Origin of the sequence: Maribacter sp. UBA3344 (assembly GCF_002362375.1) — a bacterium.
Classification (GTDB): Bacteria; Bacteroidota; Bacteroidia; order Flavobacteriales; family Flavobacteriaceae; genus Maribacter; species Maribacter dokdonensis.
In genome coordinates, this window is the sequence record NZ_DERI01000028.1 from 1 (window position 1) to 25,722 (window position 25,722).

General features: G+C 36.9%; 29 protein-coding genes. 11 read left to right on the top strand and 18 right to left on the bottom strand.

Annotated features, from left to right (window positions below):
* Nucleotides 1–391: 391 nt before the first annotated feature.
* Together B2Z27_RS16620 and B2Z27_RS16625 are read left to right on the top strand one after the other, a co-directional pair.
* Nucleotides 392–808, top strand: a complete 417-nt coding sequence (locus tag B2Z27_RS16620) for a hypothetical protein (RefSeq protein WP_286814490.1) — start codon at nt 392–394, stop codon at nt 806–808.
* Entirely contained in the window at nt 808–1,002 is a 195-nt protein-coding gene (locus B2Z27_RS16625; RefSeq protein ID WP_058104688.1) for a helix-turn-helix transcriptional regulator, read from the top strand. The genes B2Z27_RS16620 and B2Z27_RS16625 overlap by 1 nt, the downstream gene beginning before the upstream one ends.
* Nucleotides 1,003–1,021: 19 nt before the next feature.
* Here B2Z27_RS16625 and B2Z27_RS16630 read toward each other — a convergent pair whose 3' ends face one another.
* From B2Z27_RS16630 to B2Z27_RS16655, 6 genes are all read right to left on the bottom strand, one after another.
* Nucleotides 1,022–1,594, bottom strand: a complete 573-nt coding sequence (locus tag B2Z27_RS16630; protein WP_286814493.1) for a uracil-DNA glycosylase family protein — start codon at nt 1,592–1,594, stop codon at nt 1,022–1,024.
* Nucleotides 1,595–1,623: 29 nt separating this feature from the next.
* Nucleotides 1,624–1,968 carry a HopJ type III effector protein gene (locus B2Z27_RS16635; protein ID WP_058104686.1) on the bottom strand — a complete coding sequence of 115 codons (345 nt, stop codon included), beginning with the start codon at nt 1,966–1,968 and terminating at the stop codon, nt 1,624–1,626.
* A gap of 33 nt (nt 1,969–2,001) precedes the next feature.
* The gene (locus B2Z27_RS16640) at nt 2,002–2,973 is read right to left on the bottom strand and encodes a transporter (protein ID WP_286814495.1); all 972 of its coding nucleotides are present in this window, start codon (nt 2,971–2,973) and stop codon (nt 2,002–2,004) included.
* Nucleotides 2,974–2,976: 3 nt separating this feature from the next.
* A complete protein-coding gene (locus tag B2Z27_RS16645) occupies nt 2,977–4,014 on the bottom strand; it encodes a cytochrome-c peroxidase (protein ID WP_286814497.1) in 1,038 nt (345 codons plus the stop codon).
* A gap of 51 nt (nt 4,015–4,065) precedes the next feature.
* Nucleotides 4,066–4,869 carry an MbnP family protein gene (locus tag B2Z27_RS16650; protein ID WP_286814499.1) on the bottom strand — a complete coding sequence of 268 codons (804 nt, stop codon included), beginning with the start codon at nt 4,867–4,869 and terminating at the stop codon, nt 4,066–4,068.
* Nucleotides 4,870–5,075: 206 nt separating this feature from the next.
* Nucleotides 5,076–5,447, bottom strand: a complete 372-nt coding sequence (locus B2Z27_RS16655) for a hypothetical protein (protein ID WP_286814501.1) — start codon at nt 5,445–5,447, stop codon at nt 5,076–5,078.
* A gap of 223 nt (nt 5,448–5,670) precedes the next feature.
* Between B2Z27_RS16655 and B2Z27_RS16660 the strand changes: the two genes are divergently transcribed.
* Entirely contained in the window at nt 5,671–7,161 is a 1,491-nt protein-coding gene (locus B2Z27_RS16660) for a hypothetical protein (RefSeq protein WP_286814502.1), read from the top strand.
* 16 nt (nt 7,162–7,177) lie between these two features.
* On the opposite strand, the gene rsmI is transcribed toward B2Z27_RS16660, so the two are convergent.
* Both rsmI and B2Z27_RS16670 read right to left on the bottom strand, forming a co-directional pair.
* On the bottom strand, nt 7,178–7,849 hold the full coding sequence (gene rsmI / locus B2Z27_RS16665; RefSeq protein ID WP_210708700.1) for a 16S rRNA (cytidine(1402)-2'-O)-methyltransferase: 672 nt from the start codon (nt 7,847–7,849) through the stop codon (nt 7,178–7,180).
* A gap of 157 nt (nt 7,850–8,006) precedes the next feature.
* Nucleotides 8,007–8,699 carry a hypothetical protein gene (locus B2Z27_RS16670; RefSeq protein WP_215996941.1) on the bottom strand — a complete coding sequence of 231 codons (693 nt, stop codon included), beginning with the start codon at nt 8,697–8,699 and terminating at the stop codon, nt 8,007–8,009.
* A gap of 104 nt (nt 8,700–8,803) precedes the next feature.
* Here B2Z27_RS16670 and B2Z27_RS16675 point away from each other — a divergent pair, with 104 nt between their 5' ends.
* The 7 genes from B2Z27_RS16675 (at nt 8,804) to arfB (ending at nt 16,080) form a co-directional block, all read left to right on the top strand.
* Complete coding sequence (locus B2Z27_RS16675; RefSeq protein ID WP_286814504.1) at nt 8,804–9,448, top strand: thymidine kinase; 645 nt, start codon at nt 8,804–8,806, stop codon at nt 9,446–9,448.
* Nucleotides 9,441–10,547: an alanine racemase gene (gene alr / locus B2Z27_RS16680; protein WP_286814505.1), complete on the top strand. Its 1,107-nt coding sequence runs from the start codon at nt 9,441–9,443 to the stop codon at nt 10,545–10,547. Before B2Z27_RS16675 ends, alr begins: the two co-directional genes overlap by 8 nt.
* An 84-nt stretch (nt 10,548–10,631) precedes the next feature.
* Nucleotides 10,632–11,039, top strand: coding sequence for a large conductance mechanosensitive channel protein MscL (gene mscL / locus B2Z27_RS16685; RefSeq protein ID WP_286814506.1), 408 nt, complete (start codon nt 10,632–10,634; stop codon nt 11,037–11,039).
* A gap of 236 nt (nt 11,040–11,275) precedes the next feature.
* Nucleotides 11,276–12,265: an aspartate-semialdehyde dehydrogenase gene (locus B2Z27_RS16690; protein ID WP_286814507.1), complete on the top strand. Its 990-nt coding sequence runs from the start codon at nt 11,276–11,278 to the stop codon at nt 12,263–12,265.
* Between the two features lie 85 nt (nt 12,266–12,350).
* Nucleotides 12,351–14,507 (top strand): prolyl oligopeptidase family serine peptidase, encoded by a 2,157-nt coding sequence (locus B2Z27_RS16695; RefSeq protein ID WP_286814508.1) that lies wholly within the window; start codon nt 12,351–12,353, stop codon nt 14,505–14,507.
* Nucleotides 14,508–14,591: 84 nt separating this feature from the next.
* Nucleotides 14,592–15,584 (top strand): ABC transporter ATP-binding protein, encoded by a 993-nt coding sequence (locus B2Z27_RS16700; RefSeq protein ID WP_286814509.1) that lies wholly within the window; start codon nt 14,592–14,594, stop codon nt 15,582–15,584.
* Nucleotides 15,585–15,678: 94 nt separating this feature from the next.
* Entirely contained in the window at nt 15,679–16,080 is a 402-nt protein-coding gene (gene arfB / locus B2Z27_RS16705) for an alternative ribosome rescue aminoacyl-tRNA hydrolase ArfB (RefSeq protein WP_286814510.1), read from the top strand.
* A gap of 11 nt (nt 16,081–16,091) precedes the next feature.
* Here arfB and B2Z27_RS16710 read toward each other — a convergent pair whose 3' ends face one another.
* The 10 genes from B2Z27_RS16710 to pdxA all read right to left on the bottom strand — a co-directional run bounded on the left by B2Z27_RS16710 (nt 16,092) and on the right by pdxA (nt 25,070).
* Nucleotides 16,092–17,420, bottom strand: coding sequence for a GntP family permease (locus B2Z27_RS16710; RefSeq protein WP_058104671.1), 1,329 nt, complete (start codon nt 17,418–17,420; stop codon nt 16,092–16,094).
* 104 nt (nt 17,421–17,524) lie between these two features.
* On the bottom strand, nt 17,525–17,995 hold the full coding sequence (locus tag B2Z27_RS16715) for a 3-oxoacyl-ACP synthase (RefSeq protein WP_339632763.1): 471 nt from the start codon (nt 17,993–17,995) through the stop codon (nt 17,525–17,527).
* The gene (locus B2Z27_RS16720; RefSeq protein WP_286814511.1) at nt 17,982–18,593 is read right to left on the bottom strand and encodes a hypothetical protein; all 612 of its coding nucleotides are present in this window, start codon (nt 18,591–18,593) and stop codon (nt 17,982–17,984) included. The genes B2Z27_RS16715 and B2Z27_RS16720 overlap by 14 nt, the downstream gene beginning before the upstream one ends.
* Before the next feature lie 171 nt (nt 18,594–18,764).
* The gene (locus B2Z27_RS16725) at nt 18,765–19,880 is read right to left on the bottom strand and encodes an NAD(P)/FAD-dependent oxidoreductase (protein WP_286814512.1); all 1,116 of its coding nucleotides are present in this window, start codon (nt 19,878–19,880) and stop codon (nt 18,765–18,767) included.
* A gap of 85 nt (nt 19,881–19,965) precedes the next feature.
* The gene (gene accC, locus B2Z27_RS16730) at nt 19,966–21,318 is read right to left on the bottom strand and encodes an acetyl-CoA carboxylase biotin carboxylase subunit (protein ID WP_058104668.1); all 1,353 of its coding nucleotides are present in this window, start codon (nt 21,316–21,318) and stop codon (nt 19,966–19,968) included.
* An 84-nt stretch (nt 21,319–21,402) separates the two neighbouring features.
* On the bottom strand, nt 21,403–21,900 hold the full coding sequence (gene accB / locus B2Z27_RS16735) for an acetyl-CoA carboxylase biotin carboxyl carrier protein (RefSeq protein ID WP_058104667.1): 498 nt from the start codon (nt 21,898–21,900) through the stop codon (nt 21,403–21,405).
* Nucleotides 21,901–21,930: 30 nt separating this feature from the next.
* Entirely contained in the window at nt 21,931–22,926 is a 996-nt protein-coding gene (locus B2Z27_RS16740) for a beta-ketoacyl-ACP synthase III (protein WP_058104666.1), read from the bottom strand.
* A 233-nt stretch (nt 22,927–23,159) separates the two neighbouring features.
* Entirely contained in the window at nt 23,160–23,357 is a 198-nt protein-coding gene (gene rpmF / locus B2Z27_RS16745; RefSeq protein ID WP_058104665.1) for a 50S ribosomal protein L32, read from the bottom strand.
* 7 nt (nt 23,358–23,364) lie between these two features.
* On the bottom strand, nt 23,365–23,895 hold the full coding sequence (locus B2Z27_RS16750) for a YceD family protein (RefSeq protein WP_286814513.1): 531 nt from the start codon (nt 23,893–23,895) through the stop codon (nt 23,365–23,367).
* A 122-nt stretch (nt 23,896–24,017) separates the two neighbouring features.
* Nucleotides 24,018–25,070 (bottom strand): 4-hydroxythreonine-4-phosphate dehydrogenase PdxA, encoded by a 1,053-nt coding sequence (gene pdxA, locus B2Z27_RS16755; protein WP_286814628.1) that lies wholly within the window; start codon nt 25,068–25,070, stop codon nt 24,018–24,020.
* A 60-nt stretch (nt 25,071–25,130) separates the two neighbouring features.
* Here pdxA and B2Z27_RS16760 point away from each other — a divergent pair, with 60 nt between their 5' ends.
* A complete protein-coding gene (locus B2Z27_RS16760) occupies nt 25,131–25,715 on the top strand; it encodes a riboflavin synthase (protein WP_058104662.1) in 585 nt (194 codons plus the stop codon).
* Nucleotides 25,716–25,722 lie beyond the last annotated feature (7 nt).

Consider the following 25,722-nt stretch of genomic DNA (forward strand, 5'->3'; position numbering starts at 1 on the left):
CAATTAGCAATTAGCAATTAGCAAAAGTTAAAAATTTTGAATTACAGGAGCTAGTTGCCTGCTGAAATAATTTCATTAAATAAGAAAAAGTATCGAGAACCCTTCGACAGAGCTCAGGACATCGCCTTTTGGAACACGAAAGCTTCTCGATACTAATTTTCTCGTGCCTCAAAAATTTTCTCGAAATGATCATTAAATACTTGTATCAATTACATAAGTCTTGTTTTAAACTTCATTGAGAAAGTAGCCGTAACCATCTGAATTTGGTAACGCTATTTACCATACTACAATATGTATTTATAACCTTAAAACTCTTTACTATAAATTAATATAACTATTATTTTTGTCATTATGTAAAGTATTATGTACTTTTAGTCTATAATAATAGACTATGAGTTTACAAATACTACCTAATAAGTTTAAAATAGTTGGACTATTTACTTTCTTTATTTTCTTCGGAATACCTTCAATTATTTCTTTTTTTATGGGATTTACCCAACCTTTTGAAAGCAATGAAAATTCACCATTTCTTCATGAATTATTGAACCCCACCATAATGAAATATGCGAATATTTTGACGATTCTAGGGATGCTGGTTTACATGCTATCTAAAGAAAAGGTAGAGGATGATTACATTACCAAATTAAGGTTAGAATCATATCAATTAGCCACTATAATATGTTTAGCGATTACCTTCATTTTACATTTAATCAATGCTGAAATGATGTTTAATCTATCCTATCCCCTATATATCTTCATTATTATATTTCTGATTATATTTTATTTCAAAAAAAGACAATTACACTAATGAAAAACCTGGTAAAAGTAGAACGAGCTCGATTAGATCTTACTCAAGCAGATTTAGCAGAAAAACTAGGGGTTTCAAGGCAAACTATTCATGCAATTGAAAAAAATAAATTTAACCCTTCAGTAATTTTAGCGATTAAAATGGCAAAATTGTTCAGCCTTAGTGTAGAAGAATTATTTTTAGTAGAAGAATAACTCATTCATGTTTATAAAATCAACCTAAAATATTAGCAACCAATTTCTGCAATTCCCCTACCACCTTTTCTTCGAACCAAGGATTTTTACTTCGCCAAAAACGATTTACTGGTGATGGATGTGGTAAAAGGAAATATTTTGGCAGAAACTCTTCGTAGTACAACACATTCTCAGTCAAGTTCTTTTTAGCTTCTTGACCCAAATACTGGTCTTGCGCATACTTGCCAATAAGTAGAATGAGTTTTACATTCTTGAACTCTTCCCACACTTTTGGGTGCCACAACGGGGCGCATTCTTTCCTTGGGGGCAAGTCACCAGATTTACCCTTACCCGGATAACAAAACCCCATGGGAATAATTCCAAAATTATCAGGATCATAAAAATCGTCATCGGTTACCCCTAACCATTCTCTAAGTTTTCTTCCGCTGGGGTCGTCCCATGGTTTATTCTCCACATGGGCTTTTCTACCAGGTGCCTGCCCTATCACTATTATTCTAGAATTCTCAGAACCTGCAACAATAGGTCTTGGTTCTAATGGCAAATGTGCCTCACAAACCTTACAATTTCTTATTTCAACCAATAATTCTTGCATGGGTTTGTGATAAAGATTCTTTACTTATTCTATAATAATTTCAATGCTTCGCCCTCAAAATGTAAACCTTCAAAACCGGTCTCAATAAAATTTCTAATATTCTGATGAGAGTCTCCTTTTAAATCTAATAATACCTCATCAAAATAATAAGAACCAAAACAAACCAAGGTCTCTTCTTTTGTGAGGCCCTCTTTGATTGCAAACGAAAATAATTTGCACGAACCAGAGTTTTGGCCAGCTTCATTTTTTACTTCTCCATTGGTAAATGCCGTAGGCGTAAAACTATATTTAGAATCTATTACCTGCATAGTGTCCGAAAAAGATATTTCTTTTGGTGCTGCAGTTAGTTTTTTCTTAAACTCTACTAATGTCATGGTCAGTTATTTAGGTTTTTAAAAGGTTATCTATCATATATTGATATTCAAATATAATGAAACCCTATTTTTTACCTCAACTTTACCTTCATTCAAATTTTGCGAAATGGGCAGCATACTAGAAATCCCAAGTGCATACCTATTGTAATTTAACTCTACGGCCAATCGCCCAAAATAGACATTGCCACCGGTATCTGGTACCGCTAAACTAAACTCTAAATTCTCTTCAAAAAATTCGCCTCCAACACCTATTTGCGGAGTAAGGGATACAGATGGGGATACATAGTAGGTCTTATATGTATTTAATGCTACATTCCATTGATTTCCAAATTGATACTTTTTACTGTTCTCCGTTTTAATGGTATAATTTACTAAAGTGGACAAGCCCCAATTTCTATGGCGAATACCATAATTGGCAGCCAAAATATAATCCCAACTTCCGGTACCTAATTGAAAACTTGGATTTACACTGCCCTCAATATTTGCGGCATCAAAACTACCCGTAGGCAATTTTAGACCTCCACCAATTTGCAAGGCATGTTCCGGTTTTATAGAATTAATACTATCAGGTGTTTGCCGTAGTACATTGTAATATGCCAAAACAGTAGCATCACCTATGCCCGTTATGGTCTGCTCAGTATTATCTGCAAAGGTTCTGTTATGAAAATGATACGGCAACAGGGCATTGATCAATACCCTTTTCCCAACCGGGAATTTTCCCCAGGCCTGTACCGTATTGAAGTTTTCGTTGATCCAAGGGGAATTATCAAAAATACCATCCCTTGAACGATACTTCTGACCTATATATCTCAACCCTACGAAATTATTGTTCAACCCTGTTCCAAAACCCATGCTACCACCGTTACCCCCGCAGCCACAGGTGTCGCAGAAATATTCAAATTCGGTATTTTTCCAAATACAATCAGATCCTACTTCTGGCAAATCATTTGCTTTGGCACTAAATAGTCCGCCAAGCAAAAACATACATATTATAATCTTGTTCATTTTTTAATATTCTGAAAATCGTTCGTCGTTTATAAAAGTCTCATCTGTCAATAGTTCAAAGAAGGCCAATAGTCCTTCTTTTTCTTCATTGTTTAATGCTATTCCAAGTCCGTCATCCGTTCTTAAAGAATCATCCAATGTTTCTGAATCTACCACGCCATTGGCATAAAAATTCAGTACGGATTCTAGGCTACCGAACCTACCATCGTGCATGTAAGGAGCCGTTAGCGCTACATTACGTAAACTGGGCACTTTAAACTTGTAATTATCATGAACACTACCGCTAACCTCAGCCCTACCAACATCGTTCAATTGAGGATTGGGAGGCAATCCATTGTTTCTAAAACTACCATCGGTAAATAAATCAGTAGCATGGCAAGTGGCACACTTTTGTTGAAAAACCGTTAAACCATATGCTTCAACTTCGGTTAATTCCCCGCCCTCTTCATTTCGTACAAACTTGTCATACTTAGAATTTGAGGAAATCATCATGACCATAAACTGGGATAAGGCCTTTAAAAAATTCTCGGCGTTTACACCACCTTCTTCAAAAGCATTTTCAAACTGTTTCTGATATTCACTGTCCGCTATGAGTTTATTGATGACTCCTGTCATGGTCTCCCCCATTTCTACCTCATTGGTTATAGGTATGATTGGAAAAAGGTCTAAATGCGATGTAGCTCCATCCCAAGCAAATTCATTAAAAAATGCCATGTTAGCAATGGTAGGCGTATTTCTTGTGCCTTCCAAATCATCTACACCATGACTAAATTGATGACCGTGGTGGGTGAATGCAAAATTCTGCTCATGGCAGAACCCGCAAGAGATAAACCCGTTGGAAGAGAGTTTGCCATCATAGAACAATTTTTTGCCCAACTCAAAACCTAATTGTGTTGGCGGGTTGGCTTCTATGTCATACACCAAATCAGGAAAATTCTCAGGAACTTCTACCGTCAACAAGGTATTCTCCAATGGTAGATATTCCTCATTATTGCAGGACACCAAACACACTAACAGAAATACCCAAAATAGATATTTCATCTGTTTTAATTTTAAAACAGGGCCGCTAAAATTAAGCGACCCCATATGTGATTAATGAGAGTGTTCCAATCCGTTATGTACGTGATCTACCGTAAACATACTTGCCGTATTTAAGGCCACCAATGGCGACTTTTCTTCGCTTACCATAATTACCGACTGTTCAGAAAGTGATAATTTATGCGCTCCGTCTAAAATAGCATTGGCATCTGCCACTAGGTGAATAATGGGAGACATTTCATCACTTACCAAAGCATCTGTACCCAGGCTTAGGGTAACTTCCTTATAATTATCCAAGCTTGAACCATGACTACCCATATGCACTTTAAAATCTGTTGTTTCGGTCACGGTTTCCGAAGTAAACGTTCCTTCGAAATTCAAAAACTTATAGCCTGCCTGCCATGACCACATCATATTGGTTTCTTCCGCTACGGTTAAAAAATCGCCCTGGCCTTCAGCACCTTGAAGGTACTTTTCTTGATCTACACCCACACCAAAAGTGATAGACACATAGGTTCCCGCAGGTATATTCTCTAACACTACCTCTGTATTACCGGTTTCTTCACTGGTAACAAAGTAGCTGTCATCTTTTTCATAAGTAAAGGTTTCACCTTGATCATTGGTTAAACGAAAATTACTGACAATATAATTGAGCCTTGTAATTGTCAATGTTTCATTTTGGGAATTGGTATAGCTAGATGTTGCCAGTAAAAGATCATCTGATCCCACACTGTTATCAAACTCAAGCGTTACACTGTTCTCGCCAGTTAACTCCGTAGCAGTATCATCATCGCTGCTACAACTAACGAATACGGTTAATACTAAGGTTATTGCTAATATTTTATATATAGATTTCATCTGTTGATATATTATTGTGAATGCAGAAGCCATGTAAAACTGGCTTGTTACATTCTTGTCATTGTAATGGTTTCACCTTATGCACAGGCATAAGATATTTTTAAATAAAATAATTGATCAGTTGCCCCCGACTTCAGGATTTGAGCCGGGGTAATAACACATAGCTGGGCATCACTTTAAATAAGCTTGCCTAACTACAATGCTATTTAGGAGATGAAATTTGGTGGACGAAAAACAGTAGATATAAACTGTTGTTCGTTCAAGTTAGGATGCATTGAATCCAAAGCTGTTATGATCAATACACTTTCAAAATCAACATCAAGAATATTTACAAAGCCAATAGGATATTCGCGAAGATCGGCAGAAGGTATATCTTGATGATCTTTTTCTTGTTGCTCTTTGATCATTTGTGCCAAGTAACATTTACCATCACAATTAAGCATGGGCTTGTCTTTATTGATACACAGTACTTCAGCAATATAATCTTGATTTAACACATACTCTAACACAGGCAATACCGGCTTTACCATTGCAGTGAGGTAAAGAAGGATAAAAGTATATGTGAGAATTTTTTTCATGCTAAACTGGAGTAAAGGTAATTCTCATTTTGAAAATTTCTTAATTATTTCTCCAAATTAACACTTATGGCTATTGATTTTAAATGATTTAGGTAAACAGCGTTTTATGAGTATCAGAAAGTCAGAAAAGAAACGTTATATTTCAATATACAAACCCTTTTGCATTTATAATATGAACAATAGACTCCTAAGGTTATCTTCGATTAAATTCACATTTTCATTCTTGTTTATCTTTATTATAGCCTGCTCTTCAAATGAGGACATCGTAATTGATAATGATGATGATCAAATAACCGAGGAGGTCGAAGAACCGGAAGAAGAAATTGTAGAACCTTTACCAGAAGGACCATCAGAGCAAGAAATATTGCAATCAAAGAATGATTTACTTCAGCTTTTAATTGAGAATACATTAAATAATGGAGTAAAAAAGACTTGGCACATTTCAAGCGCTTCATTAATTAATGCTACGGGGACATTAGATATTACCGCTAATAGCAGCATTTTGGATGATGAATTTATTTTTACGTCTTCTAATTCTTCCGATGAAGTATCAGGTATTTTAACCTGGAAAAAGAGAAAAGGTATAAACCATATTGCTGATGCAAATTCATCAATCGCGAATGATAATTATTCGTCGCCTGTGGAGCTTGACTTTATTATTAATGATAATATAGAAATAGTACATCCAGAGTTTACACTGATCAAGGACACTGAAAATAAAATTTCCGGTGAAATTATAGTTGATGAAGCCACTAATTCCAAATTAATGGTTTCATTGGTCCAAAAAACTAGTGACGATTATAAAATAGCTCCCACTAACATTAACTTTAAATCATTTGCAAATTTCAACAATATTACCAGCTATGGTAAAACTACTGGATTTGTAGGGAGCAATAACACCAACAGTTTATATCTATCTTACCGTGATGATAGCAGTTACCCAAGAGTTAGAAGGGTCTACAAATATGATATTAATTCGCAGGTTCTGGATTCTACCGAAATAACGTATACTGGTTCCGAATTTACTTCAAGCAGATTACATTTAATTGATGATCAATTAGTGGTTGTGGGTTCAGGACGAGTATCAACAATGAAAAACACATTGGATTCTGAAATTAGTACCTACCCATATGCTTCTAATTTATCAAGAGCTGGTTCTGCAGCCGTTGATTCTCAAGTGTATTTACTTGGAGGAGATTTAACTGTTCTAGACAATCCAAAAGTTCCTTTCAAAATCCGAAGTTTAAACAATAGCACTTATGATTTGCAAGATGTTTTTACCATAGAGGAATCAAGGACTATTGCAGAAGGAGAAATAGTTGATTCTGATTTATATGTTTTTGGCGGATTAGTTGAGAACTCAAATCCATATGAATTAATTAAAACCGGTTTTAAATACAACTTGGATAATGGCTCTTTAGATTATTTTGATTTACCTAAAGGAATATTTGAAACTACAGCTTGCAGATATGAGAATCTAATCTTCGTTTCTGGTAAATTACCTTTTGTGGAGAATGAGCCAAACTTCTTTTTTGGTGTCTTAAATGTAGAAACAAATTCTGTTGTAGAAACCTCTATCAATTTTGAAAGTATAGATCCGAGTTTGGTGGATATTGAAGGCTTAACTATTGTTAACGATACTTTATATATTGCTGTAGAAAATATTTCAAATTCTAAAATTGTTGTAGAATATGTAGATTTAAATTCACTTTAATTTAAGTGTAAAACTATTATTTATTCCCCCCAACAATAATAACGATCTCACCTTTTGGCGGTTTTTCCGTAAAATGTTTTAAAACTTCTTCGGCAGTACCACGAACGGTTTCTTCGTACAACTTAGTTAATTCCCTTGATACGGAAACCGGTCTTTCTGCACCGAAATATTCAACAAAATTTCCTAATGTCTTTAAAAGTTTATGTGGAGATTCATAAAAGATAATGGTGCGTGGTTCTTCTGCCAATAACTTTAAACGTGTTTGCCTTCCTTTCTTTACCGGAAGAAATCCTTCAAAAACAAATTTGTCATTTGGCAAACCACTGTTGACCAATGCAGGTACAAACGCCGTGGCTCCCGGTAAGCATTCTACCTCAATACCTGCTTCTACACAGGCACGGGTCAATAAAAATCCAGGATCTGAAATTGCCGGCGTGCCAGCATCGGAAATCAATGCAATATGCTCCCCTACTTTTAGTTTTCCCACTAAAAAATCGACCATTTTATGCTCATTATGCATATGGTGACTCTTCATTGGTGTACCAATTTCAAAATGATGCAAGAGCTTTCCACTGGTACGGGTATCTTCCGCCAGAATCAAATCTACCTCTTTAAGAACCCGTATGGCCCTTAAGGTCATGTCTTCTAAGTTTCCTATAGGTGTTGGCACTAAATACAGCTTTCCCATTTGTTTTAAAGTGAACAACCTCAAGGCACGACCTCGAAGCATTGTATTGAAAATTTAATTTAGATTTAGATGCAAGCGTAGATTTGATTCAACTCTTGATTATCGTATAAAAAACCCAACACAAGTGCTGGGTATATGATATTTAGTTTTATAACTCTTAAGAAAATCTACGAGAAACCAATTCTATGAATCGTTCTTCAAATGCTTCTTTTCCTACCCAATTATTGTAATCAGGTTTCACCATATTCTTTATAAACGCAATTGACCTTTCTTCAGTATCAATAGTATTCAATTGCGACAACACACGGTTATAATCTTCCATACTGTCATTGAACAAATGCTTCACAAAAGCCAAGCGATCATTTAAATCTACCTTTACATTACTTTTTGCCAAGCGATCGTTAAGGGACTTTGGTAATGTTTCGGCCTGCTTAAGATCTGCTTTTGTGGGGGTGAACAATTCTTTATCGTTCTTCATTAAATCTGGCTTCGACATAAATTCTGTCAAAACATCTTCTAATTCATCTGTGCTGGGCATTTCAGAAACAAAACCTTTAATGGTATCCATACCTGGGTATTGAATAATATCCTCTTCATGTGGATTACTTTCCGGTACAGATTTATTAGAATCTAAAACGGCATTTGCCATTTCCTCAAATTTTGCCGCTATCGCATTTTTAGAAACATCTACTTCCATGTCATTGAGCTCTACCTCAATGAATTTTAATACTGCTAATTTTTCATACAAGTTCTTAGAAATCTCATACAAACTTGTAACATCATCTAAGTTCTCCGCAGTCAAAATTTCTGTAGATAACTTTCTCAATTCCAGTTTCAACTTGTTTTTCATAGTACAATTTTTAAGGTCAAGACCTAAATAGCAGGATTTTTAAATACCTTTATCATCTTTAAAGAATAAACGAAAATCCACTTATTTTCGTCTAAAATTACAAAATGTTTCTTGAAAACACAGTTAATCATAAAGAACAATTCGGCTGGATAGAAGTCATTGCCGGGTCTATGTTTTCTGGAAAGACAGAAGAACTGATCCGTAGACTTAAACGTGCCCAATTTGCCAAATTAAAGGTTGAAATCTTTAAGCCAATGGTTGATACCCGTTATGATGATGAAATGGTGGTATCGCACGATGCAAATGAAATTAGGTCTACTCCGGTACCCGCGGCAGCCAACATTCGTATTTTGGCAGACACTTGTGATGTTATAGGCATTGATGAAGCTCAATTCTTTGATGATGAAATAGTTACCGTTTGCAACGACCTTGCCAATAAAGGGGTACGCGTTATTGTTGCAGGTCTGGATATGGATTTTAAAGGAAAACCTTTTGGACCTATGCCTGCGCTTATGGCCACTGCAGAATATGTTACCAAAGTACACGCCATTTGTACACGTACCGGTAATTTGGCCAACTACAGTTTTAGAAAATCGAGCAACGATAAATTGGTGATGCTAGGTGAGGTTAATGAATATGAACCCTTAAGCCGTGGCGCTTATTATAAAGCCATGCTTAAAGAGAAAGTGAAAACGATCGATGTAAATTCCGAAGAGGTAAATACGGTCAAAAAAAGCGAAAATGGCTAAGGCAGAAGAGACCGTTTTAGAGATCGACCTAAAAGCACTTGGTCATAATTACAATGTACTACGATCAAAAATAAAGCCCGAAACCAAATTTATGGCTGTCGTAAAGGCATATGCCTATGGTAGCGATTCGGTCGCTATTGCCAAACACTTACAAGAGTTGGGTACAGATTATTTTGCAGTTGCATATGTTAACGAAGGCATTACCCTTAGAGAAGGTGGTATTACCGCACCCATTTTGGTTTTACACCCACAAAAAGTACATTTTACAAGTCTAATTGAACACCGGTTAGAGCCTAGCATATATTCGCAATCTATTTTGACCGATTTTATTGCTACGGCAAATGCTATGAACATCGTAGACTACCCCGTACATTTAAAATTTAATACTGGACTAAACCGATTAGGGTTTTCAGCAGATGAATTGCCCATAATTGCAAGTCTTGTTGAACAACAAAAAGCGATTAAAATTGTGGCGGTATTATCACATTTGGCAGCAACCGAAGATCATGATGAAAGAGCGTTCACCAATTTGCAATTACAACGATTTAAGAACATTTGCCAGCAAGTGGACCAACTTTTTAAGGATAAACCGCTTAAACATGTATTAAATACTTCGGGTATTATAAATTACCCAGAAGCGCAGTACAATATGGTGCGAAGTGGAATTGGCTTATATGGTTACGGAAACGAACCAGAAGTTGACGCTACGTTACAACCCGTCATGACCTTAAAAACCATAATTGCCCAAAAACACGTTATTTCTGAAGGTGAGTCTGTGGGTTATAACAGAAAATATACCTCCAATTCCAAAAGAATTACCGCTACTTTACCCATAGGGCATGCAGATGGTATAGGTAGAGAATACGGTCATGGTAAAACTTTTGTAAGCGTTAACGGTCAATTGGCTCCAATAATAGGTAATGTTTGCATGGATATGATTATGATAGATGTTACTTCTATTGCATGCGATGAGGGCGATGAGGTCATTATTTTTGGAAAACCCTTACCGGCAAACGAATTTGCCGAAACCGCACAAACCATTTCATATGAACTTTTAACAGGTCTTTCACAGCGAATTAAAAGAATAATCGTTCACTGATTTGTTAACATTTATTTAAGGAATCGCTTTTTTTTGTAAATTGCCTCACTTATTATATTTAACCATTAATAAAAACACTAGAACATGTTAAAAGAATTTAAGGAGTTTATTATGACAGGTAATGTCATAGATTTAGCCGTAGCCGTATTACTTGCAGGCGCTATGGGATTAGTTGTTAGCGGTTTCGTTAGCGATGTAATGATGCCAATTGTTGGTCATTTTAGTGGTGGACTTGATTTCGCCGATATGAAAGTTGTATTGGATGAAGCTGTTGTTGCTGCTGATGGAACGGTGACCAAACCAGAGAATGCTATTCTTTACGGTAAGTGGATCAATGCTATCATCAACTTGGTTATCGTTGGTTTTGTATTATTTATCATTGTTAAAGCTTACAACAAAACTAAAACTCCTCCTGCTCCAGTTGAAGAGGCTCCAAAAGGACCTACTGCTGAAGAATTATTGGTAGAGATTAGAGATGCTTTAAAAAAGTAATTTAAAATATACCCTTGGAAAAGGGAACCGTTGCACTGCAACCTATTTTAATTTAAACCGTCAACGTTGTTTCGCTAACAACATTGACGGTTCTTTTTTATCTACTATCCAAGTCCACACTACTAATTAATTGTTACAAATAAAACATTTTGTTATATTTTGATTATTCTTTTCTTTTTTGCTTGTGCAAGTACTTGTAATACGTATTTTTGCCGCTTAATATAATTGTTTCACAAATGAAAGTAGCTGTTATTGGTGCCACAGGTATGGTTGGCGATGTAATGTTGAAAGTATTGGCAGAACGTAATTTTCCGTTAACGGAATTATTATTGGTTGCCTCTGAGCGTTCCGTAGGTAAAAAAATGACCTTTAAAGGAAATGAATATACGGTTATAGGCTTAGCAGATGCTGTAGCTGCAACACCAAATATTGCCATATTTTCTGCCGGTGGCGACACTTCTTTAGAATGGGCTCCAAAATTTGCCGAAGTTGGTACTACAGTCGTAGATAATTCCTCAGCATGGAGAATGGACCCTACAAAAAAATTAGTGGTTCCAGAAATCAATGCCCATGAGCTTACCGCTGAAGATAAAATTATAGCCAACCCCAACTGTTCTACCATACAATTGGTCATGGCGTTACACCCTTTACATAAAAAATATAAAATGAAACGTGTGGTCGTTTCAACCTACCAGTCTGTTTCTGGTACCGGGGTAAAAGCAGTTAAACAGCTGGAGAATGAAATTGCCGGTGTTCAGGGCGAAATGGCATACCCTTATCCTATTGGTAGAAATGCCCTGCCCCATTGCGATGTGTTCTTAGAAAATGGTTATACAAAAGAAGAAATGAAACTGGCCCGTGAGCCACAGAAGATTCTTGATGACCGTACATTCTCAGTTAGTGCAACCGCTGTTCGTATTCCTACGGCAGGTGGGCATTCAGAATCTGTAAACGTGGAATTTGAAAATGATTTTGAATTAAACGAGGTGCGCCAATTATTGAACGAAATGCCAGGTGTTACGGTACAAGACAACCCAGATACCAATACCTACCCAATGCCAATTTATGCTCATGACAAAGATGAGGTATTCGTTGGGCGTTTACGTAGAGATGAAACTCAAAGAAACACTTTGAATATGTGGATCGTAGCAGATAATCTTAGAAAAGGTGCCGCAACAAACGCTGTTCAAATTTCTGAATATTTAGTAGAAAAAGGCTTAGTTTAATTTATACCCTTAGAACGTTAAAACCTTCAAAACTTCACAGTTTTGAAGGTTTTTTTATGGTATTTTAGTACAAACTGAACTACACATGAAAAATGTTATACCGGCGCTCTTTGCTGTTGCGCTAATTTCTTCTTGTAAAAACGAATCTAAACCAGAACCCATTATCGTGAATTACCCTGTTACCGCAAAAGTAGATACCGTAGACACTTATTTTGGCACCGAGGTCAAAGATCCATACCGCTGGCTTGAAGATGATAGAAGCCCAGAGACAGAAGCTTGGGTAAAAGATCAAAACAAAACTACATTTGACTACCTAGAAAAAATTCCATTTAGAGACGACCTTAAAAACCGATTGGAAAAATTATGGAATTATGAGAAATTAGGGTCTCCGTTCAAAAAGGGAGATTACACCTATTTCTATAAGAATGACGGCCTACAAAATCAATATGTTGTATATAGGGCTAAAGGAGATCAAGAACCTGAGGTTTTTTTAGACCCCAACACCTTTTCTGAAGATGGCACCACATCTTTAGCAGGATTAAGTTTTACCAAAGATGGATCTTTAGCTGCCTATCTCATTTCGGAAGGTGGTAGCGATTGGCGAAAAGCTATTATTCTCAATGCCGAAACCAAAGAGGTTGTGGAGGATACCTTAATTGATATTAAATTCAGCGGACTTTCTTGGAAAGGAAATGATGGTTTTTACTATTCTAGTTATGACAAACCAAAAGGTAGCGAACTCTCTGCCAAAACAGATCAACATAAAGTATACTATCATAAACTGGGTACTCCACAAAAAAATGATGAACTTATTTTTGGCGGTACACCTACAGAAAAACATCGTTATATTGGTGCCAGTGTTACTGAGGACAACAAGTACTTATTGATCAGTGCATCGGTTTCTACTTCTGGAAACAAATTGTTTATAAGAAACCTTGAAGATCCAAATGGATTGTTGATACCTATGGTTGAAGACACGGAATCTGACAACTATGTAATTGACAATGTTGGTTCAAAACTATACATTGTAACCAATAGAAATGCTCCCAATAAAAAAATAGTCACAGTAGATGCCAGTAACCCCGAAGCTAAAAATTGGGTAGATTTTATCCCAGAAACCGAAAATGTATTGAACCCCAATACAGGTGGTGGCTATTTCTTTGCAGAATACATGGTTGATGCTATCTCAAAGGTTTTTCAGTATGATTATGAAGGCAAACTTATACGTGAAGTAGATTTACCAGGTCTTGGTTCTGTGGGTGGTTTTGGCGGTGAAAAGGAAGATAAGGAATTGTATTTCTCATTTACCAATTACAATACGCCGGGATCAACTTTTAAATATGATGTAGAAAGTGGTATATATGAGCTGTATTGGAAACCGAATATAGATTTCAATCCTGAGAACTACACTTCTGAACAGGTTTTCTATAGTTCTAAAGATGGCACTAAAGTACCAATGATCATTACCTATAAAAAAGGAACCGAACTTAATGGTAAAAACCCAACTATTCTGTACGCCTACGGCGGATTCAATGTTAGTTTAACTCCGTCTTTTAGCATCGGTAATGCCGTTTGGATGGAACAGGGTGGAATTTACGCTGTACCCAATTTACGTGGTGGTGGTGAATATGGCAAAAAATGGCATGATGCGGGAATAAAAACTAAAAAGCAAAATGTTTTTGATGACTTTATCGCAGCTGCAGAATATTTAGTGGACAACAACTATACTTCAAAGGAGTATTTAGCTATTCGTGGCGGCTCTAACGGTGGTTTACTTGTTGGCGCCACAATGACCCAAAGACCAGATTTAATACAGGTAGCGCTACCTGCAGTGGGTGTAATGGATATGCTTCGTTATCATACATTTACAGCTGGTGCCGGTTGGGCCTATGACTATGGTACTGCAGAAGATAGTGATGAAATGTTCCAGTATTTAAAAGGCTACTCCCCTGTACATAATGTAAAAACAGGTACTGCATACCCTGCAACCTTGGTAACTACCGGCGATCATGACGATAGGGTAGTACCTGCGCATAGTTTTAAGTTTGCGGCAGAACTACAGGAAAAACAAGCAGGGTCTAACCCAACTTTAATCCGTATAGAAACCAATGCAGGTCATGGAGCAGGTACACCCGTAAGCAAAACCATTGAACAATATGCCGATATTTTTGGGTTCACCCTATTTAATATGGGATACTCAGAACTACCCAATAAAAGTGTTTTAAAGGAATTTAAAGAGTAAAATTTTTTTAAATCAATAAATTATCGAAAAATCCGTTTCAAATTGGAACGGATTTTTCAATTTTACAGTTCTAAGCACAAAAGCATGTTACGAGTAGAGAACCTATCATTTTCTTATGACAAACTTCCAGTATTAGCGTCAATCGATCTGCGTATTCAACGTGGTGAACATGTGGCTATCATTGGAGAAAGCGGTTGCGGAAAAAGCACCTTGTTAAAGTTAATGTATGGGCTAATGGATCTGGAACAAGGTGAGATTTTTTGGGAAGATGAGCCAATTTTAGGTCCTGCATTCAACTTGGTTCCAGGTATGCCTTTTATGAAATACCTTTCTCAAGATTTTGATTTAATGCCTTTTATTTCTGTGGCAGAAAATATTAGCCAATACCTTTCTGTTTTTTATCCAGATGAATTAAAGGAAAGAATTCAAGAGCTTTTAGAAATGATAGAGCTCACAGCATTTGCAGATAAAAAAGTAAAGACACTTAGTGGCGGTCAACAGCAACGTGTAGCACTGGCAAGGGTTCTGGCTCAAAAACCAGAGGTATTGCTTTTAGATGAACCTTTTAGCCATATTGACAATTTTTTAAAGAACAGTTTACGCCGTAACATCTTTAATTACTTAAAAGAACATAGAATTACGACTATTGTTGCCACGCATGATGTTAACGATGTTCTACCGTTTGCAGACAGAGCTGTTGTACTACGTGATAACAAGATCATTGCAAGGGCAAGACCTATGGAGTTATATAAAAACCCTAAAAGCTTATATGTAGCATCGCTCTTTGGTGAAGCCAGTATGATCTCTATAGATGTGCTTAAAACGTACGCCAATACCAAAAGAAAAATAATTGTTTATGCACATGAGTTTAGGGTTTCACCCTCCTCTGGTTTTCATGTTACCGTAGAAAAGGCTTATCCTATGGGCAGTCATTATTTAACCGAAAGCAAGAGTGATGACAATGAAACTATCTATTTCAATGGGGACAAACTATACCCTAAGGGGAAAGAGGTATTTTTAAATGTAGCCATTGAAACCATCAATCAGCGTATACAAGAAGCTGCATCTAATCTATAATGTAATAGCTTTGTTTTCAAATTCGTAGTATAGTATCTATTACGCCACTATATAGAACGCTTTACTTTTTGACTACATTTACAAAAAGCATATTGTGAACCAAGAACAAATTCTTAATGAACTCCAGTTTAAAGCCATTAGAAGTAGTGGCCCCGGTGGTCAGCATGCAAATAAAGTATCTTCTAAAGTAGAATTGTCGTTTCAGATAGCAGCTTCTGACGGACTCACAGAACGACAGAAAAAAAGGCTTCTTTTAAAATTAGGCAACAAACTCAGCAAAGAGGGCATTTTGATTTTACAGTGCGATGAATCCCGTAGCCAACACAAGAATAAAGACTTGGTCATTAAAAGATTTTTTAAGCTTTTGGAAAAGTCATTGATCGTACCCAAAGCACGAAAGAAAAGTAAGCCCACCCGTTCTTCTATAGAAAAAAGATTGAAAAGCAAGAAAATTGCTTCGCTCAAAAAAGTTAACCGAAGTAAACCAGATTATTAAACGCTGTATTTTTAAACGAATATAGTGTAGAATACAAATACAGTTATTGCTCCTGTAAGACCAAGAACGCCCGTACCTAATCCAAAAAGTCGATATCCTGTTTTTACGTTCATACCACTCATTTGTGTTACTACCCAAAAAAAGCTGTCGTTCGCATGGGAAATTACCGCAGAACCTGCCCCAATAACCACTACGACCAAAGCTTTTTGTATTTCTGTATCAAAACCCAAAGAGGACATCATAGGCATTATGATAGATGCCGTAGTTACCAATGCTACGGTAGATGAACCTTGTGCAGTTTTTAAGGCCGCAGCTAAAACAAAAGGAAGAAAGATACCCATATTATAATCGGTCAAGGTTTGCCCTAGAATATCGGCTATGCCCGAGTTCTGTAAAATTTTACCAAAAATTCCTCCAGCTCCAGTAATCAAAAGTATAGACGCAGCGTCTTTGATAGCCTTACCTACCCACCCCGCAGAAGAAAGCATATCGTAATTTAATTTTTTGGGCAAGAGCAGGCATAAGAATACGCCGATCAATAAAGAAATAACCGGCTCACCCACAAAATTGATGAAATCCAGAAGTCCGTTTTCTTGCCCAATGTTCATGGAATTCAAGACGGATTTCAAGACAATTAATAAAATAGGGACCAAAATAGGAATAGAGGCCTTTAAAGCGCTTGGCGAATCTTTAATTTCTTGTTCTGCTTCTAGCGCATCTTCAACATTGGGCGTTATCATTGTTTTTGAAGCATACTTTTTAGCAAATATGATACCGACAACCAAAGCGACTATACTGGTGGGAAATCCAAATGCGATGACCAAACCTAAATCTGCACCCAAAATACCTGCCGCCGCTATAGGACCGGGTGTTGGTGGCACCATAGTATGCGACGCCATTAAACCCAAACCCAATGCTATTGCCGGACCGGCAATGGAGATTTTGGCTTTCTTGGAAAGACTTTTATTCAGAGGATGTAGCAACATAAAACCACTATCTGCAAATACCGGAATAGATACGATATAACCAATAATACCCATTGCCGTGGGTACCCGTTTTCTACCTATCCACCCCAAGACTTTTTCTGCAATTGCAAATGCACCACCGGTATGCTCCAAAAATGCACCAATAATTACTCCCAGTACAATAATCAGCCCTATTTTACCAAGTGTACCCCCAAAACCATCATTTATAGATGTAATGATATCGCCATAAGGCATACCAGCAAAAATCCCATATAAAATAGATATGATAAACAAGGCTAAAAAAGCATGGATCTTAAGCTTAGTCGTCAATATAATTATGGCAATGACCGCAATAAGTAAGTAGAATATTTCCATGATTTACTGACTAAAAATTTACTTGAATCAAATGTTACCTGTGATTAAAAAAAGCTATTTAATATAGCACTATAAGTTAGCTAAAATTTAAGCACAAAGGTTCATCAATGAACATCAATGATAGTTAGTTCTTTACCATTAAAACTAAAAACATCCCCTACTTTTTTACCAAAGACAAGCTTACCAATAGGCGTTGCCGCAGAAATACAGTAGACGGACTTACCCGTACCGTTAAATTCGCCTGCTGATATAGCAATGAAATATATGAACGAGTCTGTAATGACCAGACTTCCCAAACCTACAGTTTCTGCATTTCCTTCCTTTGGGACCTTAGATAATAATTGCTGGGTTTTTTCAAGTTCAGCCAGCTGCTGCCCTAGTTTTTCCCGTTCTAACTGAATCATGGCGCGACCGGTTTCATGCTTGTCACCAGCACTACTTTTGGTCTCTGAGGTTAAAGCCGTTTCAAGTTCCTTGATCTGACCTTGAATTCTCGCCAACCTCTCGTTAACGAAAAGAACACAAAAGTTGTAAGCGTCTTTTTTTAGATTTTTAAGTGAATCAATTTCCTTCAATGTGATACAGATCTGCCAGTTTATAGATCAAGTAATTTACAATTTGATTATCACTTTCACCAGCACTGAGCATATTTTGAATCTCAATTTCATTTTCTGCCTTAAAATATTCCAAATCACCAGAGCGGTCTTCGCTAAAAATATTCCAAGATTTTAACCCGCTAAGCATTGCTTTATGTGCTTCATAGCGATTTGTAATCGCTTGTGCCCTCTTCTTGTCTACTTTTAGTGCTGTTTCATTATCCTTTAGCATCTTGTAGTCTGCTGTAATTTTAGCATCTGCTTTTTCCGCTTCGGTAATAATTTTAAAATAGGCTTTTGAAACTAAAGACTCATATGTGGCATTGAATCCGGAAACCTTTGTTTCCTCTTCTGCTAAAGTCACTTCAGTGTCTGTACTGGCATATAAATCATCTTTGGCATACTCATTATTTGAAATGAGAGATTGTTTCCATGCTTCGCTCTTAATATGCTCTTTCCATACCCTGGCATATTCTCGCTGATAATCGGTTTTTGTCAATCCACAACTTGTTAAACAAGTAAAACCCATTACAACTGTTAGCACAGCTGTAGCAATTCTATTCAATAATGTTCTCATATAGTATACATGCTATTACAAACCTTCTTAAAAGTTCACTGTTCTAGGGCAAACTTATAAGCGCATTTAGGGTAATAGATAATCTGAGGGGGCATACAATTTATAAATAAAAACAAGAGTACACCTCTCTTTTGGACAAGATTTAAAAAAACAGGTTAAATGGTGCATTTATTAGTTGACCAAACGTGCTAATTTTTTACCAATTGTGGTACCTATGGCAATGCCCATACCACCTAAACGCACACCACAGGCTACATTAGCAGATACTTGTTTTACAATGGGTTTCTTTTGTTGACCAACACCCATAATACCGCTCCAACTGTAATCTATTTCAAAAGCCATTTCAGGTAAAATGATATTGGCAAGCAGCTCTTTTAGTTTATTTCCTACCAAACTTGTAGTTCCAAACTCGGTTGTCTCCTCTGTTTTAAAATCTAGGTTTCTTCCGCCGCCCAATAAAATACGGTCATCAATATTTCTAAAATAATAATACCCTTCTTCTAAGTGGAACGTGCCTTTAATGGCCAAATTATTTATCGGTTTTGTAATTAACACTTGTGCTCTTGCCGGTTTTACATTTTCTGATAGTAATTGGGCGGCAAAACCATTTGTAGCTATTAACAATTTCTTGGTCACAAATTCTATGTCGTCTGTTTTAACCGTTACGGACGATCCGGAATCCTCAAAAGTTTTCACCTGTGTTGAATTTAGGATTCTGATGCCTTTTTGATGTGCCAATTGTACCAAAGAACACATCATTTTACCCGTGTTTATTTGTCCTTCAAAAACTTGTGAAATGTAGTTTTTATGAAGCCCTTTAAAACCAAAATCATTTGGAGCTATTTTGAAAGCGTTCTTTTTAAACACAGGGCGTAGCAACTCATTGATGGTTTCCATCTTCTGTATACATCTCTCATATAAGGCCAAATCTTTTTCCAGAAATAATTCATGTCCACCATTATTTTGATATCCTATGGCAGCATCACCCAAAATAGTACGAAGCGATTGTATGCCATTGAACCTATCTTGTACCAATTGCACCACTTCTAGTTCTGTATGTGTTTTAAGGTCTGATAAGATTTCTGAAATACTGCCAAAACAGGCAAAACCAGCATTCTTTGTACTAGCGCCTTGCGGCAGTTTTCCTTTTTCCAATATTAGAATATGTGCTTTTGGATGCTGCCTACGCAATTCTAAAGCACAATTTAAACCTACTATACCACTACCCACGATTGTAAAATCGATATTAGAAAACCATGATGTACGTTCCCAGTAGCTTAGATCCATAGTACTATTTTGATTGTGATATAAGATAGAAATTCCATCACAAAATAGAACAAAAAAAACTCCAACATTGCTGTTGGAGTTTTTATTAATGTTCTTTTGGAGGATCCATTTTAAAATCATCCATAAAGGCCGTAGTATAATTACCCGCCAAATAATCTGGGTGATCCATTAATTGCCTATGAAAAGGTATGGTGGTTTTAATCCCTTCAATTACGAACTCATCTAAGGCGCGTTTCATTTTATTGATTGCCTCTTCCCTAGTTTGGGCGGTGGTAATCAACTTAGCGATCATTGAATCGTAATTTGGAGGAATACTGTACCCACTATACACGTGGGTGTCCATACGAACTCCATGACCACCTGGTGTATGTAAGGTCGTAATCTTACCTGGCGATGGTCTAAAATTATTATAAGGATCTTCTGCATTAATTCTACATTCTATAGAGTGTAGTTTTGGAAGATAGTTCTTACCAGAAATTGGCACACCAGCGGCTACCAATATTTGCTCACGAATTAAATCGTAATCTATAACCTGCTCCGTAATTGGGTGTTCTACCTGAATACGTGTATTCATCTCCATAAAATAGAACTTACGGTGCTTGTCTACCAAAAATTCAATGGTACCTGCACCTTCATATTTTATGTACTCTGCAGCTTTAACTGCAGCTTCACCCATTTGCTCCCTTAACTTGTCTGTCATGAAAGGTGAAGGAGTCTCTTCCGTTAACTTTTGGTGACGACGTTGTACTGAACAGTCTCTTTCAGATAAGTGACATGCCTTACCGAATTGATCACCGACAATTTGAATTTCAATATGACGAGGTTCTTCTATCAGCTTTTCCATATACATACCACCGTTACCAAAGGCAGCGGTAGCCTCATTTACGGCACTATCAAAAAGCTCTTCCATTTTGTCTTCAGACATTACGGCACGCATACCTTTACCACCACCACCGGCAGTAGCTTTGATCATTACCGGGTAGCCCATTTTTTTGGCTACTTTCTTGGCATCGGCAACATCTTTTAAAAGACCATCTGAACCAGGTACACAAGGTACACCTGCCTCTTTCATGGTTTGCTTGGCCGTAGCCTTATCACCCATACGATCAATTTGATCGCCAGATGCTCCAATAAATTTTATATCGTGTTCTGCACAGATACGTGAGAACTTTGAGTTTTCAGATAGAAAACCGTACCCTGGGTGTATTGCATCTGCATTGGTTATTTCAGCAGCAGCAATAATGTTAGGGATCTTTAAATAAGATTCGCTACTAGCGGCAGGACCAATACATACAGCTTCATCTGCAAAACGAACATGCAAACTTTCTTCATCGGCCTTGCTATAAACGGCTACCGTTTTAATACCCATTTCTTTACAGGTACGGATAACACGCAAAGCGATTTCTCCCCTATTGGCAATCAGTATTTTTTTAAACATCTTTTAAATTTTAAGTTCTTGGTTCTACATGATTCTTACACACCGTTCAATAACGGCATCTAACAATGACTACTCAAAATTTAGTTAAGAAGGGTCTACCAAAAATAATGGCTGATCAAACTCAACTGGAGAAGAGTCATCTACCAAAATCTTGACAATTTTACCAGAAACTTCAGATTCTATATCATTGAACAATTTCATTGCCTCAATAACACATAGTACATCGCCGGTCCCTATAGTATCTCCTACCTCAACAAATACTGGTTTGTCAGGAGAAGGCTTTCTGTAGAAAGTACCAATGATCGGAGATTTGATCGTGATGTATTTATCATCATCCGCTTTTTTCTGCTCAGCTTCAGATGCAGCCGCTGCAGGTGCAGCTACTTCTGCCGGTGCAGCTGCTACAGGAGCAGGTACGGCAGGTTGAGCCATAGGCATTGTATGTACATAGGTTGGCTCAGAATTACCAGTTAAGCTTCCGGTACGGATGGTAATCTTTATATCATCCGTCTCGAGTTTTACCTCGCTAGCGCCAGACTTGGCAACAAACTTGATAAGGCTTTGAATTTCTTTAATATCCATATTTCTCTAAGTTATAATTGGTAGTTGATGTTAGTTATACGCCCATTTAAGGTAGATAGAACCCCAGGTAAAGCCGCCACCAAAGGCTGCGAAAACCAAGTTATCCCCTTTTTTAAGCTGTTTTTCGTAGTCGAAAAGTAAAAGTGGTAATGTACCGGATGTGGTATTACCGTAGCGCTGAATATTCATCAACACTTTTGAATCATCTACACCCATTCTTTTTGCTGTGGCATCAATGATTCTCTTATTAGCTTGATGTGGCACCAACCAGTCAACGTCTGACTCGGTAAGATCATTTCTATCCATGATCTTGGCCGCTACATCTGCCATATTGGAAACCGCAAATTTGAACACTGTTTTTCCTTCCTGAAAAATATAGTGTTTTTTATTGGTTACACTTTCAATTGTGGCCGGCATTAAAGATCCACCGCCTTCCATGCCTAAAAATTGTCTTCCTGTACCATCTGCCCTAAGGTATTCATCTTGTAGACCCAAGCCTTCGGTATTAGGTTCAAAAAGTACTGCTCCGGCACCATCACCGAAAATTATACAGGTTGTTCTATCTGTATAATCTATTATAGATGACATTTTATCTGCACCTATAAGTAATACCTTTTTATATCTACCTGTCTCAATATGCCCGGCAACCGTTGACATTCCAAAAAGAAAACTGGAGCATGCCGCCAATAGATCATAAGCAAAGGCGTTTACAGCCCCAATTTCAGAAGCTACGAAAGCTGCCGTAGAAGCTACCATACTATCTGGTGTAGCGGTAGCTACAATGACCAAATCTATTTCGGCAGCATCAAGCCCTTTCTTTTCCATAAGGTCTTGGGCCGCCTTAATGGCTAAATACGAAGTACCTTCCCCTTCTTCCTTTTTTAACACCCTTCTTTCCTTAATACCTGTTCTGGTAGTAATCCATTCATCATTGGTGTCAACCATTTCCTCAAGCATTTTGTTCGTCATTACAAACTGGGGAACATAGCCTCCTACTGCGGTAATAGCTGCTGTAATTTTGGTCATACTTTATTTGCTTTCTTGTAAAAAACTTAAAAAACGAGTCAAAAGTCATGAAAATTAGTGATTTTCAACGACTTTTCGCCTAAAGTTATCGGGTTTTTGAAAAATTGCAATTGATAGCACTAAGGCTATAACCTTTTAAATTATCTGAGTTACAAGGTGATAAAATACAAATTGGACTAAAAAAAACTCCCTACTTCTAATGAAGTGGGAGCTTAGTATATTGTAAAAAAGTCTTAAGCTTCTGCTTCTTCGGTTTTATCAACCAAAACTTGACCTCTATAATGTAATTTACCTTCGTGCCAGTGTGCTCTGTGGTAAAGGTGTGTTTCACCTGTAGTAGAATCTTTTGCTAAAGTAGGTGCTACCGCTTTATAATGAGTTCTTCTCTTGTCTCTCCTTGTTTTGGAAATTTTTCTTTTAGGATGTGCCATTTAAACCTTATTTATCCGTTAATAGTTTCTTTAATTCATCCCATCTGGGATCGTTTTCTTCTTTGTTTGATCTTTTCTCTTTTGGTTGAAGCTCGTTCAATTTGTCCAACACTTCAGATTGTAAAGTGCCATCTTCAATACCAGGGTGTATTCTTTTTTGCGGAACCGCCAACACCAACATTTCATACACATACTGTGCAATGTTCAATTGATGTTCACCATGAGGAAGAATCAAAATTTCATCATCTTCATCGTTATACTCCTCACCGAATTTTACCACCAAATGTAAATCTCCACTTATGGACTGATCGTATGGTTCACTGGTAATATCACAAGCTACATTAACTGTTCCCGATGCGTTCATATCAACCTCCATCATTGTACTTGTTTTATGAAGTACTACATCTAAATTGATGCTGGCTGCGTTAAATTCATCGTATCCAAAAGAATCAAAGAACGTATTGTCAATCTGGTAATTAAAGTTGTGTTTTCCTTGCTTCAAACCTGAGAAAGGAATATTGAACTCCTTTTGCTTCATCACGTACACACTTAAATTAACACTAATCGCCCATAAAAGGCGGGTGCAAAGATACTATTATTTTAATAAAAGACAATAGTTATCAACTATTTATCTTTATAACTTTTTTATTGTACCAAAATTTAACGTTCTCTCTTTAAACGCTGCTTTTTTAATACATCTTGTGTTAGCTCTTGATATTCTGTTCTGTTCTTAAAAATGTTCAATGCCATGAACACAGCTTCTTTAAAAGAACTTTCATCTGCAACACCTTTACCAGCTATCTCAAATGCGGTACCGTGATCGGGTGAAGTTCTTACTTTATTCAATCCGGCGGTAAAATTGACTCCTTGCCCAAACGATATTGTTTTAAAAGGTATAAGACCTTGATCGTGATATGCCGCTAAAATAGCATCGAATTTTTTATAGGCGTCAGAACCAAAAAAACTATCGGCAGAATATGGACCAAAGACCAAATGTCCCTTTTCGGCCATTTCTTTTATGACAGGTTTTAAAACTTCATCATCTTCTTTGCCTATTACTCCATTATCACCACTATGCGGATTAATACCCAACAAAGCTATTTTTGGCTTGCGAATACCGAAATCCATTTTCAATGATTTCTCTATGGTGTTGATCTTATCACGTATTAACCTAGGTACTATAGCGGCAGATACATCTTTTACGGCCACATGATCTGTAAGCAAACCAACCTTTAACGTATCTGTAACCATAAACATTAGACTTTCACCTTCTAGCTCTTGCGCTAAAAAATCTGTATGCCCTGGAAAATTAAACTCCTCAGATTGTATATTGTTCTTATTGATGGGTGCCGTTACCAATACATCTATATCTCCATTCTTTAAAGCTTCCACTGCTGCTTTTAATGATTTAATAGCATACTCGCCACCTGCTTTGGTCGCTTGACCAAAATCAACCCTAGGCACTTCTTTCCAAACATTTACAATATTGATTTTATTATCTATTGCTTTTGAAGCATGAGGTATACCATTGAAAGCAATATTTAATTTTAATTCTTTCATTTGAAAGGAAACGGTTTTATTTGAGGCAAAAATAACCGGTGTGCAAAAATCTAACATTCTACTGTCCTCGAATGTTTTTAAAGCGACCTCACAACCTATACCATTTAAGTCTCCTATAGAGATACCTAACCTTATTTTCCTATTTTCGTCCATGATAATCTGTACCTTTGTACTCAATTTTGAATTTTCAAAATTACTTAAATTAAACGACACATGTTTACGGGAATTATTGAAACATTAGGTAAGGTCACCGCTCTTGAACCTAAAGGTGGCAACTTGGACATTACGATAGCATCTAGTTTAACTCCAGAGCTTAAAATTGATCAAAGCGTAGCTCATAACGGTGTATGTTTAACTGTCGTTAGCCTTACGGATACTACTTATACGGTTACCGCAATTGCCGAAACGTTGAGTAAAACCAACCTTGATACACTTAAGATAAATGATACGGTCAACCTTGAACGTGCTATGATCTTGGGCTCTAGGTTAGATGGGCATATTGTTCAAGGCCATGTAGATCAGACCGGGGAATGTACAAGTGTTCGAGAAGATAATGGAAGCTGGATTTTCTCTTTCACCTATGATGCGGCAACTGGTAACCCCACTATTGAAAAAGGTTCTATTACTATAGATGGTACAAGCTTAACCGTTGTTAATTCTGGCAAGAATACCTTTGAAGTTGCCATTATACCTTACACCTACGAACACACTAGGTTTAACACCTATAAACCGGGCACCATTGTAAACTTGGAATTTGATGTTATTGGCAAGTACGTAGCAAAATTGATGATTAAGTAAGCCTATT

What these genes read in the sequence shown, in the direction of transcription:
- B2Z27_RS16695 (WP_286814508.1), top strand. Translation starts at nt 12,351, where the DNA reads ATGAAAAATGTTATACCGGCGCTCTTTGCTGTTGCGCTAATTTCTTCT.
- B2Z27_RS16650 (WP_286814499.1), bottom strand. Translation starts at nt 4,869, where the DNA reads ATGAAATCTATATATAAAATATTAGCAATAACCTTAGTATTAACCGTA.
- B2Z27_RS16640 (WP_286814495.1), bottom strand. Translation starts at nt 2,973, where the DNA reads ATGAACAAGATTATAATATGTATGTTTTTGCTTGGCGGACTATTTAGT.
- alr (WP_286814505.1), top strand. Translation starts at nt 9,441, where the DNA reads ATGGCTAAGGCAGAAGAGACCGTTTTAGAGATCGACCTAAAAGCACTT.
- B2Z27_RS16740 (WP_058104666.1), bottom strand. Translation starts at nt 22,926, where the DNA reads ATGACCAAAATTACAGCAGCTATTACCGCAGTAGGAGGCTATGTTCCC.
- rpmF (WP_058104665.1), bottom strand. Translation starts at nt 23,357, where the DNA reads ATGGCACATCCTAAAAGAAAAATTTCCAAAACAAGGAGAGACAAGAGA.
- B2Z27_RS16690 (WP_286814507.1), top strand. Translation starts at nt 11,276, where the DNA reads ATGAAAGTAGCTGTTATTGGTGCCACAGGTATGGTTGGCGATGTAATG.
- B2Z27_RS16645 (WP_286814497.1), bottom strand. Translation starts at nt 4,014, where the DNA reads ATGAAATATCTATTTTGGGTATTTCTGTTAGTGTGTTTGGTGTCCTGC.
- B2Z27_RS16710 (WP_058104671.1), bottom strand. Translation starts at nt 17,420, where the DNA reads ATGGAAATATTCTACTTACTTATTGCGGTCATTGCCATAATTATATTG.
- B2Z27_RS16670 (WP_215996941.1), bottom strand. Translation starts at nt 8,699, where the DNA reads ATGAAAAACAAGTTGAAACTGGAATTGAGAAAGTTATCTACAGAAATT.
- B2Z27_RS16720 (WP_286814511.1), bottom strand. Translation starts at nt 18,593, where the DNA reads ATGAGAACATTATTGAATAGAATTGCTACAGCTGTGCTAACAGTTGTA.
- B2Z27_RS16675 (WP_286814504.1), top strand. Translation starts at nt 8,804, where the DNA reads ATGTTTCTTGAAAACACAGTTAATCATAAAGAACAATTCGGCTGGATA.
- B2Z27_RS16760 (WP_058104662.1), top strand. Translation starts at nt 25,131, where the DNA reads ATGTTTACGGGAATTATTGAAACATTAGGTAAGGTCACCGCTCTTGAA.
- rsmI (WP_210708700.1), bottom strand. Translation starts at nt 7,849, where the DNA reads ATGGGAAAGCTGTATTTAGTGCCAACACCTATAGGAAACTTAGAAGAC.
- B2Z27_RS16635 (WP_058104686.1), bottom strand. Translation starts at nt 1,968, where the DNA reads ATGACATTAGTAGAGTTTAAGAAAAAACTAACTGCAGCACCAAAAGAA.
- B2Z27_RS16620 (WP_286814490.1), top strand. Translation starts at nt 392, where the DNA reads ATGAGTTTACAAATACTACCTAATAAGTTTAAAATAGTTGGACTATTT.
- B2Z27_RS16725 (WP_286814512.1), bottom strand. Translation starts at nt 19,880, where the DNA reads ATGGATCTAAGCTACTGGGAACGTACATCATGGTTTTCTAATATCGAT.
- accB (WP_058104667.1), bottom strand. Translation starts at nt 21,900, where the DNA reads ATGGATATTAAAGAAATTCAAAGCCTTATCAAGTTTGTTGCCAAGTCT.
- mscL (WP_286814506.1), top strand. Translation starts at nt 10,632, where the DNA reads ATGTTAAAAGAATTTAAGGAGTTTATTATGACAGGTAATGTCATAGAT.
- B2Z27_RS16625 (WP_058104688.1), top strand. Translation starts at nt 808, where the DNA reads ATGAAAAACCTGGTAAAAGTAGAACGAGCTCGATTAGATCTTACTCAA.
- pdxA (WP_286814628.1), bottom strand. Translation starts at nt 25,070, where the DNA reads ATGGACGAAAATAGGAAAATAAGGTTAGGTATCTCTATAGGAGACTTA.
- B2Z27_RS16630 (WP_286814493.1), bottom strand. Translation starts at nt 1,594, where the DNA reads ATGCAAGAATTATTGGTTGAAATAAGAAATTGTAAGGTTTGTGAGGCA.
- accC (WP_058104668.1), bottom strand. Translation starts at nt 21,318, where the DNA reads ATGTTTAAAAAAATACTGATTGCCAATAGGGGAGAAATCGCTTTGCGT.
- B2Z27_RS16655 (WP_286814501.1), bottom strand. Translation starts at nt 5,447, where the DNA reads ATGAAAAAAATTCTCACATATACTTTTATCCTTCTTTACCTCACTGCA.
- B2Z27_RS16700 (WP_286814509.1), top strand. Translation starts at nt 14,592, where the DNA reads ATGTTACGAGTAGAGAACCTATCATTTTCTTATGACAAACTTCCAGTA.
- B2Z27_RS16750 (WP_286814513.1), bottom strand. Translation starts at nt 23,895, where the DNA reads ATGAAGCAAAAGGAGTTCAATATTCCTTTCTCAGGTTTGAAGCAAGGA.